We start from the raw sequence: 8595 nt of genomic DNA on the forward strand, positions 1-8595 counted from the left end.
GCCCCGACACCCCGCACGGGGGTCGGGGCGGGCGTCGTCGGGGGTCCGGACGGGGCCCGGCCCAGCCGGCGTGCGTCGATCGGCCGATCCGGGGCAGACGAGCCCCCAAGACGCCCCTGACCCACCACCGCGGAGGGAACACGTACCCGTGAACGACAACATCTGGGCCTACCACCTCACCGTCGCCCACTTCGAGGACAGGGACCTCACCGGCTACAAGGTGGAAGCCGTCGACGGCACCATCGGCAAGGTCGACAAACACTCCTACGACACCGGCGCCTCCTGGATCGTCGTCGACACCGGCCCCTGGATCTTCGGCAGGGAAGTTCTCCTGCCCGCCGGCACGATCACCCGGATCGACACCACCGAAGAGAAGATCCACGTCGACCGCACCAGGCAACAGATCAAGGACGCACCCGAGTTCATCAGGGACGCGCACCTCGCCGACGCCGCCTACCACCGCGAGGTCGGGGGCTACTGGGGCGACACCGTGCGCCGCCGACAGCAGTGATCCCGCCGGGGCGCGTACGCGTAGGGTCTGGTGGATGACCAGCACGATGGATACGCAGAGGCTCCACTTCCACCCCGACTACCTGGACGCCGTGCGCGCCGGGTCGAAGACGACCACGGTGCGGTTCCGTGACCCGGTGGAGACGGGCCCCGTGGAGATGGTGTTCGAGCTGGACGACGAGGTGGTGCTGGCCGGTGTCGTCACCCAGGTGCGTTCCCTGCGCGTCGCCGAGCTGACCGACGCGGACGCGCTCGCCGACGGGTTCCGCGATCTCGCCGAGCTGCGGGACAAGCTGCGGTTCCACTACCCCGACATCGCGCCGACCGACGACATCTCCGTCGTGCACTTCCAGCTGACGCACTGACCCGCGCGGGTCAGGCGTAGGAGACCGTGACCTCCATGAAGCCGAGGGAGCGCAGCAGTCCTTCGAGTACCGCCGTGGTGTTGCGTTCGGCGCGCCGGACGAGCCCGCCGGCCTTGGCGGCCTCGCCGATGCGTTCGACGGCGAGCTTCTGGACGGCCTGCTCCCCCGTCGGGTTGCCGGAGAAGAAGTCCCCCAGCCGGTCGAGCAGTCCGCGCTGTTTCGAGACCGCGTACGACCGCGCGGGGTCCAGGCCGGTGGGCCGAGCGTGGCGTGCGGCAGCCTCAGTGCGGCCGCGGTGCGGCCGGCGTCGACCGTGACGGCCCGCTGGTCGAGCGCGCCCGGCTCGACGTAGGCGGAGAGGGAGCCGGCGCCGACGTAGAGGGTGCGGGTGCCTTCTCCGAAGTGTTCATGCCGATCGGACGCCCCGTCAGTTCATGCTCATCCGGGCGGGGTTGAGATTGCGCCGTGGGTGCGTCGGCGCCGTGCGGCGGGGTACACGCGCCTGCACGGTACGAAGCCGGTCACGGAGGGAGCGGTCGATGGACGTGCGCGGGAAGCTCGCCGCGGTGCGCCGGGCGAAGGGGAGGCGGCGGGCGGAGGCGACGGGACGGACGGGGACGGCGGAGGGCGTGGAGCGGGCGCGGGAGCCCGCGCCCTTCGCCCGGCCACCCGCACGGCCCGTGGCACGGGCCCTGGCGGTGCTGGCGGCCTTCGCCGGGACGGTGCTGTTCAGTCTGGCCCTCGCACACGTCACCCTGGAGCCCTCGGCGGCCTCGGCCGGGCTGGTGCACAGCAACACCCGCCCGGGCGCCTCGATCGGCCCGTACCTCGACCACGCGAGCGTCAGCGAGGCCGTGAAGCAGCTCGGCGGGAACGTGCTGCTCGGTGTGCCCTTCGGGGTGCTGCTGCCCGTCCTCCTCCCCCAGGCCCGCGGGCTGCTGAGGGTGGCGGCCGTGACGGCCGTGGTGATGACGCTCGTCGAACTGATCCAGGGCGCCCTGGTCACCGGGCGCGCCTTCGACGTGGACGACGTCATCCTCAACACCGCGGGGGCGTTGCTCGGCTACCTGCTCCTGGGCCGCCGGATGGGCCGGGCCGTCCACCCGCGCCGCCGCCACTGGTGGCACCGCCTGACCCGCCGCGACGGCCGTGCCCCCGCCGGTGGGGGCCTCGGCTGACGGTCACCGCTTCCGGAGGGAGATCGTGCGGTTCGGGGCGGGGACGGTGCGGGGGCGTTCGCGGGGCGGGGCGGCGCCGGTGGCCGGGGCGAGCACGATCACCGCGTCCTGGGGGCCGAAGGCCAGCCTTTCGCGCTTGTCCGGGTTCAGCCGTACCCCGTACGAGGGGCCGTGCGCGGCGGCGTCGTGCAGCCGGTAGCCGATGACGCAGTGGCCCTGGCGGCGGCCGGACTCCACGACGGTGGCGAAGGTGGTCGGGCGGCCGGGCCGGACGTATCCCGTGGCGGGCCTCAGGTGGAGGGTGTCGCCGTCGGCCGAGAAGAGGCTGTCGAAGACGGCGGCGAGGTGCCCGTTCTCGGCGATCTGCGTCATCAGGAGGCTGATGATCCGGCCTCCGACGACGAAGTCCGCACCCTCCCGGGCGGGGGCCAGCAACCGGCTCCGGTCGTCCGTCATCTCGGTCACGACGGGCAGTTCGCGTCCGGCGGCCTGCTCCAGCGCGCGCAGGTGGAGGAGGGTCACCAGGGTCCTGTCGTCGCCGGTGAGCGCGCCGGGGGCGGTGTCCTGGACGTCGTGTCCGAGGACGACGGCCCGGTCGAAGGACAGGACGTCCAGGTCGTCCAGGACGCGCGGATCGGTGATGTCGCCGTCGAGGACGTCGACGTGCATCCGGCGGCCGGGTGCCAGGGCGCAGCGGTCGGCCTCGCGGAGGAGTTCCGTGCCCTGCGCCATGACCGTGAGGGTGGACCCCGGCGGGGCGTGCGCGTCGAGTTGTTCCATGACGAGCGGGGCACGGTGGTTCCAGCCGAGCAGCAGGAAGCGCCCGGCCGGCCGGGGCGCCCGGGGCGGTGCGGCGATGGCCGGCTCGTCCACGGCGGGCGGCTCGGCGGCCGGGGTCGCGGTGTCGTCGTCCGCGGTGATCAGGACGATGCGGTCGCCGTCGCCGAGGACGCTGTCCGCGGCGGGGTTGAGCTCGACGCGGCCCCCGCCGGAGCGCAGGAGTCCGATAACGGTGGAGGTGTCGTAGGCGAGGAGCAGTTCGCCGAAGGTGCGTCCCGTCAGGGAGGGGTCGGCCACGGTGTAGATCTCGTCGCCTTCGAAGTCGAGCAGTTCCCGGTGGACGAGGGAGAGGCCGGGTTCGCAGCAGGTCTGGGCGATGAGCCGGGCGGTCACGTCCTCGATGTCCAGTACCCGGCCGCGGCTGCCCGCGGCGAGCTCGGCGGCGCGGCGGTGGCGGCCGTCGCGCACCGCCGCGACCACGGCGGGGCCGCCGCCCCGCCCGCGCACGGCCGCCTCCACGGCCAGGAGCGTCCTGACCACGTGGGCGTCTCCGTCCGCGCCCTCGTGGGTGAGGACCAGGACGGCGCGGGCCGATGCGGGGCTGACCAGGGAGAGGACCGCGGGGTCGGTGGTGACGCCGCTGCGGCAGATCAGCCGGGTGCGGCCGAGCCGGCCGACGGCGGTGGCGATCTCGTCCTCCATCTCGGCCGTGTCCTTGGGGGCGAGGACGGCGATGACGGCCCGGCGGCGGTTGGCGTTGGCCTCGACGAGTTCGCAGATGATCGGGAAGACCTGGTCGGACCAGCCGAGCAGGACGGTGTGTCCCGCCTCCAGGACGGTGGAGCGGCCGCGGCGCAGGTCGAGGACCTTGTCGTTGAGTCCGTTGGTGATGAGGCCGACGAGGGTGGAGACGAACAGCAGGGCGACGAGGGCCAGCAGAACGGACATGAGCACGTACAGCGGGCTGCCGACGGCGCCGCCGATCTTCAGTGTCTGGCCCACGCTCACCCACACGGCCACGACCTGTCCCGACCAGGTGGTGGGCCCGTCCCGCCTGGCCCACACCAGGGCCGCGCTGGCCGGGACCACGATGGCCAGGCACAGGAGGGTGAGCCAGCCGATCAGGGCGGCGGTCCCGCGCGCCACGATGGTGTCGAACCGGTAGCGCACCCGTGGCCAGGCGGAGCCCACACGTGGGATGCTCGTCCTGCGCGTCCTGCGTCGCGTCAACCGGAGTTCCTCGCTGGCCTGGGATGCCTCGGCGGTCTCCAGGTTAGTGAGAGGGGTACGCACCCGGGACGAACCACCCCGAACTCCGCCCTACGCGTGATGATTCGTCCCTGTATTCGCCCTGCGGAGGTGGTGCCCGCCTTGTTCCGTGGTCTACGTTGGGGGCATGACCACCGGGACGGCATCGCGCCACGCACGGATCGGTGACCCGGTGCTCCTCTGAGCACCGTGCGGGACGGTCTGGTCCCGCCGGCCGATCCGGGACCTCGCGCCGCCGCGCGGGCTCCGCCCTTCGTCGTGTTGACCAGAGGTTCACCAAGTCAACGACGACGACAGGAGTTTCATGCCCATCACGACGCTGCTGATCCCCACCGCGGACGGCCGGGCCGACGCGTTCGCCGCCTTTCCCGACGGCGGCGGCGGGCGGTACCCGGGGGTCCTGATGTACGCGGACGGCTTCGGCATCCGGCCCGTACTGACGGTACTGGCCAGCGAGTTGGCCGGACACGGGTACTACGTACTCGTCCCCAACCTCTTCTACCGACACGGCCCGGCACCGGTGTTCGCGCTTCCCGCGCACATCGGGGAGGAGGCCCGTCCCCAGGTCATGGCCCAGCTGATGCCCCTGATCCAGGCGCACACCGTCGAACGTGCCCTGAGTGACGCCGACGCCTACCTCGACTTCCTCTCCGCGCAGCCCGAGGTCGCCGCCGGCCCGGTCGCGGTGACCGGGTACTGCATCGGCGGGCTCCTGGCCGTGCGCACCGCCGCGGCCCACGCGGACCGGGTGGCCGCCGTCGCCGCGTTCCACGGCCCCGTGGGCGCCGACGGGCCCGGCCTCTTCTCGACCATCACCGCCCGGGTCCACCTCGGCCATGCCGAGAGCGACCTCACGCCCGGGGCCCTCGCGGAGCTCAACCGGGCCCTGGACGCCGCAGGCGTCCGCCACACCTCCGAGATCTACCCCGGCACCGTCCACGGCTTCACGATGTCCGACACCGACGCGTTCAGCGCCGCCGGGCTGGGGCTCCACTGGGACCGGCTGCTCCCCCTCCTCAAGGAGGAGCTGGCCGGCCGCCGAGGCTGAATCAGGCGCTCTTGGCGGTGTGTTCCAGGTGGGCGAGCGCGTCGGCGGGTTCGTCGGCGATGAACACCAGCTCGGCCAGCGGGATCGGGAGGAAGCCCTCGTCCTCCATGCGGCTCAGTTGCTCGCGCAGGCCGTCGTAGAAGCCGGCCGTGTTCAGCAGGACGACCGGCTTCGCGGTCCTGCCGTGCTTCCTCAGCTCCAGGATCTCGGTGGCCTCGTCGAGCGTGCCCATGCCGCCCACCATGATCACGAACGCGTCGGCCCGCTCCATGAGCGTCGCCTTGCGCTCGGCGAGGCTGTGGGTGACGACCATCTCGTCGGGGGCGGAGACCGGACGCGCCTTGGCCGCCAGGAAGTCGACCGAGACTCCCGAGAGCCTTCCGCCGGCGCCGCTGACGCCGTCCGCGACGACCTTCATCAGGCCGGTGTCGGAGCCGCCCCAGACGAGGGTGTGGCCGGCCTTGCCGAGCAGCTCGGCGAACCGGCGGGCGGGCTCGGTGTAGCGCACGTCGAGGTCGGCGGCGGAGAGGAAGACGCAAACGTTCACGGGACCACGGTAGTGGCACCCGCGCGCGTCGCGGCACGCTGCCCTCAGCGGAACTCGTGGACCACCTGGATCTCGCCGACGATGTGGGCGTTGAAGTCGTCCAGCTCCTCGGCCGGGACCCACAGCTCGAGGATCGTCCGCCCGCCCGCCTGCTGGACGGGGTAGCGGCGCAAGAACTCCGAGTCGACCTCGAACCGGGTGACGAAGCCGACGCCGCTGTGCTTCACGTTCCAGTCCCGCGCGATCTTGATCGCGTAGTCCTCGTTGAGGACCGGGTAGAAGATCGGCTGCTCGGGAAGCCGAGGCGGCCAGGCCCGCCAGTCCAGCTCGCGGACCAGATCCAGCTCCTCGGGGCCGGTGGGGCGCCACAGGGTCGTCGTCGTAGTGGTTCGCCGGCTGGTCATGGGAATCGCTCTCTGAACGCGGGAGGCCGCTCGTACGGCTGCTGGTCCGAGACCGGACGATACCGGCGCCGGGCGGCCGACGGCCACGCGGTTTCCGCACCAGGGCGTCGCCGTGACCAGCCACTACGACGTCCGACTGGCCGACGCATGACATCCTGGCCGAGTGCTCCTGAACGATCTCTCCTGCAGTGTCGGCCTCCGCCCGGCGCGTTACGAGTTCGCCACTGTGTGTGGCGACCCGTACGACGACAACTGGCTGGTGGTCGAAGGCACGGTGACGGCTCCTGGGGGAAGCTGGTCCTTCGCCGCACCGTGTCTGCTCACCGATGAGGCCCGCCGGGTTTCCGCGTGGCTGCGCGCGGTGGCCACGGGAACGGTGGGCGTCACCGAACCTGATGCCGACGGTGAGCTGGCGCCGGACATGTCGTTCATCGAGCCGGTCCTGGCTTTCGGCCTCGCCGGTCGAAGTCAGGGCGGGAGCGTGCTGATGCGCGTTCACCTGTCCCTGGAGGCGGCGCCGCCGTGGCGACAGGGTGATGACGGGGCCGACCTCTACCAGTACGTCGTGGACGTCAGGTCGGACGCCGCGGCGCTGCTCCGCGCGGCTGACGAGTGGGACCTCTCGCTGGCTTCGTTCCCGCCCCGCTGACCGGGCAGTACGGGGGTGCGCTAGGTTCCGCCGGCCAGTTTGGGGGCCAGGTCCTGGGCGAACCGGGTGCCGGTGATGCACGAGGCGCTGCCGCCGGGCTCGGATTCGAGGACGGCGGCGTAGCCGTCGGGGGTCCGCCAGTCGATTTCGCACCGGTCCTCGTCCTGGTTCGCGTAGGCCGCGGCGGAGTTGAGCTTGTCCAGCTGGGCGTTGGCCGGCTCCTTCGGTGCCTTGCGGTCCGTGATCAGGTGGAACGGGGCGGTGGAGTAGGCCAGTGTCAGCGTCCGGTTGTTGTCCACCGTCGCGGGTCCGACCTTCCAGGTGCAGGTCTTCACGCGGTCGGCGCCGTTGGTGAGGCCGCCGGCCTGTCCGACGCTGGTGAGCTGGTGGTCCTGGATGAGGGTGTAGTTGGTGACGTCGCACGGGTCCCCGCTCCAGGCGGCGGCCTTCGCGGTCGCCGTCGAGCCGGACGTCCCCGTGCCGCCCGCGGTGTCGAAGGGGTGCTGGAGCGCGATGAAGGCCCAGGCGGCCCCGGCGACGGCCAGGGTCGCGGCCGCCGCCACCGGTACCGCGCGGCGGCGGAGCCGCGACGCCGGCCCGGTGCGCTGCGGTTCGGGCCCGGCGCGCCGCGGTTCGGGCTCGGTGCGTTCGCGCAGGGAGAGCGTCGCCGCGCGCCGCTCGCCGATCATGGCCGCGACCCTGCCGGGGAGCCACTGCGTGTCTTCGGCGGAGGTCGCCAGCCGGCGCAGCGCGTCCGACAGCAGCGGACGCCCGCCCGGCTCGGGGGCCAGGCAGATCCGGACGAACGCGGTGAGCTCGTCCGGTACCCCCTCCAGATCCGGGGGCTCGTGCACCGTCCGGTAGAGGACGACGTCGGGCCGGCCCTGCCCGTAGGGGCTGTGCCCGGTGGCGGCGAAGGCCAGGACGCAGCCGAGCGCGAACACGTCGGAGGCCGGCCCGGTGGGCTCGCCCCGGGCCTGCTCCGGCGACATGAAGCCGGGGGTGCCGATCACGGTGCCGGTGTGCTGCCCGCCGTCCAGGGCGCGGGCGATGCCGAAGTCGATGACGCGCGGGCCGTCGTCGGCGACGATGACGTTGCCGGGCTTCAGGTCGCGGTGGACCAGGTCGGCGGCGTGGATGGCGGCCAGGCCCTCGGCCAGGCCGGAGCCGAGCACCCGCAGCGCCCGGAGCGGCAGGGGGCCGGTGTCGCGGACCACCTGGTGCAGGGAGGGGCCGGGGATGTAGGCGGTGACCAGCCAGGGCCGCACCGCGTCGGTGTCGGCGTCCACCACTTGCGCCGTGTAGAAGCCGCCGACCTTCCGGGCCGCCGCGACCTCCAGGGCGAAGCGCCGGCGGAAGTCGGCGTCGTGCGCCAGCTCGGCGGCCACCACCTTGACCGCCACCAGCCGCCCGCCCGGCGAGCGCCCGAGGAACACCTCGCCCATTCCGCCCCGGCCCAGCCGCCGCACCAGCTCGTACGGCCCGACCTGGCGCGGATCCTGCCCGCCCAGCGGCTGGGTCATCCGACCGACCACAACTGGACCGCGCCCAGCAGCTCGCCGGTGTCGGTGGTCGCGGCGAGCGTCCTGCCGTCCGGACCGAACGCGACCTGTCCCCCGCCGCTGCGCCCCGTCCTCACCGGCGTTCCCTTGCGGCCGGCGAGGTTCCACACCACGATTCCGCCGCCCTGGGAGTGGGCGCTGAAGCCGCCGGCGATCAGTTTCCCGTCGGGGCTGAACGACACCGACTGGCAGTGGGAGTCGACGCCGGTGAGGGTCGCGGTGAGCTTCCCGCCGGCCACGTCCCACACCGCGATACCGCCGAAGGAGCCGGCCAGTGTCTTGC

General features: G+C 72.9%; 10 protein-coding genes and 1 pseudogene. 5 read left to right on the top strand and 6 right to left on the bottom strand.

The genetic code is table 11. From position 1 onward, the window contains the following. Positions 1-148 precede the first annotated feature (148 nt). Together ACFVXK_RS34575 and ACFVXK_RS34580 are read left to right on the top strand one after the other, a co-directional pair. Positions 149-511 carry a PRC-barrel domain-containing protein gene (locus ACFVXK_RS34575; RefSeq protein WP_389619978.1) on the top strand — a complete coding sequence of 121 codons (363 nt, stop codon included), beginning with the start codon at positions 149-151 and terminating at the stop codon, positions 509-511. A gap of 34 nt (positions 512-545) precedes the next feature. Next, positions 546-875 (top strand): ASCH domain-containing protein, encoded by a 330-nt coding sequence (locus tag ACFVXK_RS34580; protein ID WP_389619981.1) that lies wholly within the window; start codon positions 546-548, stop codon positions 873-875. Positions 876-885: 10 nt separating this feature from the next. Here ACFVXK_RS34580 and ACFVXK_RS34585 read toward each other — a convergent pair. After that, a pseudogene (locus ACFVXK_RS34585) lies at positions 886-1268 on the bottom strand (DUF4230 domain-containing protein); the annotation flags it as partial. Positions 1269-1414: 146 nt separating this feature from the next. Here ACFVXK_RS34585 and ACFVXK_RS34590 point away from each other — a divergent pair. Beyond that, complete coding sequence (locus ACFVXK_RS34590) at positions 1415-2053, top strand: VanZ family protein (protein ID WP_389619984.1); 639 nt, start codon at positions 1415-1417, stop codon at positions 2051-2053. Positions 2054-2056: 3 nt separating this feature from the next. Here the strand turns inward: ACFVXK_RS34590 and ACFVXK_RS34595 are convergent, their stop codons facing one another. Then, entirely contained in the window at positions 2057-4024 is a 1968-nt protein-coding gene (locus tag ACFVXK_RS34595) for an NAD-binding lipoprotein (RefSeq protein ID WP_389619987.1), read from the bottom strand. 382 nt (positions 4025-4406) lie between these two features. Between ACFVXK_RS34595 and ACFVXK_RS34600 the strand changes: the two genes are divergently transcribed. Continuing rightward, positions 4407-5150 carry a dienelactone hydrolase family protein gene (locus ACFVXK_RS34600; protein ID WP_389619989.1) on the top strand — a complete coding sequence of 248 codons (744 nt, stop codon included), beginning with the start codon at positions 4407-4409 and terminating at the stop codon, positions 5148-5150. 1 nt (position 5151) lies between these two features. Here the strand turns inward: ACFVXK_RS34600 and ACFVXK_RS34605 are convergent, their stop codons facing one another. Together ACFVXK_RS34605 and ACFVXK_RS34610 are read right to left on the bottom strand one after the other, a co-directional pair. Beyond that, positions 5152-5697: a TIGR00730 family Rossman fold protein gene (locus ACFVXK_RS34605; RefSeq protein ID WP_389619992.1), complete on the bottom strand. Its 546-nt coding sequence runs from the start codon at positions 5695-5697 to the stop codon at positions 5152-5154. 44 nt (positions 5698-5741) lie between these two features. Then, the gene (locus ACFVXK_RS34610; RefSeq protein WP_389619995.1) at positions 5742-6101 is read right to left on the bottom strand and encodes a hypothetical protein; all 360 of its coding nucleotides are present in this window, start codon (positions 6099-6101) and stop codon (positions 5742-5744) included. Between the two features lie 163 nt (positions 6102-6264). Here ACFVXK_RS34610 and ACFVXK_RS34615 point away from each other — a divergent pair, with 163 nt between their 5' ends. Further along, on the top strand, positions 6265-6750 hold the full coding sequence (locus ACFVXK_RS34615) for a hypothetical protein (RefSeq protein WP_389619998.1): 486 nt from the start codon (positions 6265-6267) through the stop codon (positions 6748-6750). A 20-nt stretch (positions 6751-6770) separates the two neighbouring features. Here the strand turns inward: ACFVXK_RS34615 and ACFVXK_RS34620 are convergent, their stop codons facing one another. Continuing rightward, positions 6771-8273, bottom strand: a complete 1503-nt coding sequence (locus tag ACFVXK_RS34620) for a serine/threonine-protein kinase (protein ID WP_389620001.1) — start codon at positions 8271-8273, stop codon at positions 6771-6773. Next, the coding region (locus ACFVXK_RS34625) for a WD40 repeat domain-containing protein (protein WP_389620004.1) at positions 8270-8595 on the bottom strand (326 nt) is incomplete at its 5' end. The genes ACFVXK_RS34625 and ACFVXK_RS34620, both read right to left, overlap by 4 nt.

The sequence above is a fragment of the Streptomyces sp. NPDC058157 genome, assembly GCF_042884105.1.
In the GTDB taxonomy this organism is placed as follows: Bacteria; Actinomycetota; Actinomycetes; order Streptomycetales; family Streptomycetaceae; genus Streptomyces.

Bases quoted from the DNA above. Each gene is read 5' to 3' on its own strand.
- ACFVXK_RS34580 (WP_389619981.1), top strand. From the start codon at position 546: ATGACCAGCACGATGGATACGCAGAGGCTCCACTTCCACCCCGACTAC.
- ACFVXK_RS34590 (WP_389619984.1), top strand. From the start codon at position 1,415: ATGGACGTGCGCGGGAAGCTCGCCGCGGTGCGCCGGGCGAAGGGGAGG.
- ACFVXK_RS34600 (WP_389619989.1), top strand. From the start codon at position 4,407: ATGCCCATCACGACGCTGCTGATCCCCACCGCGGACGGCCGGGCCGAC.
- ACFVXK_RS34610 (WP_389619995.1), bottom strand. From the start codon at position 6,101: ATGACCAGCCGGCGAACCACTACGACGACGACCCTGTGGCGCCCCACC.
- ACFVXK_RS34620 (WP_389620001.1), bottom strand. From the start codon at position 8,273: ATGACCCAGCCGCTGGGCGGGCAGGATCCGCGCCAGGTCGGGCCGTAC.